Source organism: Bacillus sp. FG16 (assembly GCF_057809515.1).
The window spans coordinates 1-1560 of the sequence record NZ_JBMDKC010000241.1 but is presented as its reverse complement, the minus strand read 5'-3'; the positions used below and the strand labels follow the sequence as shown (position 1 = coordinate 1560).

General features: G+C 34.7%; 2 protein-coding genes. One reads left to right on the top strand and one right to left on the bottom strand.

What is annotated here, in order from left to right; translation table 11 throughout:
• On the bottom strand, positions 1–521 hold a 521-nt coding region (locus ACODS7_RS31910; RefSeq protein ID WP_488828570.1), incomplete at its 3' end, for a tyrosine-type recombinase/integrase.
• A gap of 527 nt (positions 522–1048) precedes the next feature.
• Here ACODS7_RS31910 and ACODS7_RS31905 point away from each other — a divergent pair.
• Complete coding sequence (locus ACODS7_RS31905; RefSeq protein ID WP_098679910.1) at positions 1049–1354, top strand: RNHCP domain-containing protein; 306 nt, start codon at positions 1049–1051, stop codon at positions 1352–1354.
• Positions 1355–1560 lie beyond the last annotated feature (206 nt).

Sequence of the window (1560 nt, the reverse complement as noted above, 5' to 3'; positions counted from 1 at the left end):
AATAAAGTATTGTTGTCCTTATTCCCCCTTTTCGGGGGGATGGGCAAAAACACCCTAAAGATAATCATTGCCTTGTCACGTAGTGTGCCGTATTTCTCAACAGCATTCATTAAAGTTGCTTCTTCTTTATCTGACATGCGTTTGGGACTCGTTTTTTCTGTTGGTACAAACTTAATTGATTTTGAATAATTCGTTTGTACAAGACCTTTTTGCTTAGCCCATTCAAAATAACGTTTAATAGAATTAATGCGCCGGTTAATCGTAGCAGGTTTTAATAATCTTGTAATTTGCATATGTTCTCGATATCGAGCAATAGTACGAGCGGTAACTTCTATTGGATGAAAAAGAGTATCCTCAGAATGTTTTCCCCATACCTTTTCAAACCAGAATACAAAATCTTTTAAATCACTCGTATATTCTTTTAGTGTTTTTGTATGCAAATCTCCTTCTTGAGATAAGCTAGAAATAAAATCGGAAATCAAAGATTGTGCTTGTACAGAAATTATTTTAGTGGAATGCATAAATACCTCCCCTTTTATTGACTTACATTAGCGGACATGCTATTTTAATCTCATCAGTTATGTTAGCGGACATCAAACGTTTATTTTTCCGCACTTCATGTCCACTAATATTAATTAGCGGACATTGTTTATGGAACTATATCTTTACAGCAATGCCCATTAACTGATTTGAATGTATCGTTTTAAGATACACTTTATCAATATAGGAGTGATTCATATTCATTACACTATGAATGCGCTCATTACCTTTTAGGGGACGATGCCAATGTCAGTGATTAAAGTGAACACCTACTGGTGGGAGGTGGAGCAGTCCGTCTCACAGTGATTGATACAAATACGTAAAATCAATCATGGTTCGGATCAAAGGATGGAAGATGCCTTTGTGAAGTTGGAACTAGAAGTAATCGTTTTGTAAGTCAAGACGGTGAATGGGTCCCTTCCTTTAAAAGCCTGAAGCTACAATCCTTGTAGAAAAACGAACGGAACCCTTTCCTTCAAAGATAAAAATGTCTTGGAGGAAGGTACAAATGAGCAGAAAAAAGGAAAACACAGATTTCACTTGTGAAAACTGTGGTGCAAACGTGAAAGCAGTAACAAATGGAAGTTATCGGAATCATTGTCCGTTTTGTCTATATTCAAAGCACCTAGATAATACGCCAGGAGATCGTAATAGTCTATGTAAAGGGCTAATGAAACCTTTAGACTTAGAGTATTCTAATAAGAAGGGTTATCAAATTATTCATCAATGTTTACAATGTAATAAAATACAAAAAAATAAGGTCGCTGTGAATTCTATTCAAGAAGATGATTTCATAACAGTGTTTTATTCTTAAAATATCTGTGACTTAAGTCGAATAACATAGTCTATAGCAATCAATACAAATATAAAAAGGACATTTTTCTACATTCAGAAAAATGTCCTTTTTATATTTACAAACAATGTCCGCTAATGCTTGTTGCGTAATTTTGTTCCATTGCTACACATACCCCATGCCCATCAACTTAAGAAATAAGACTACCCCCAAGTGTCAAAAAACGT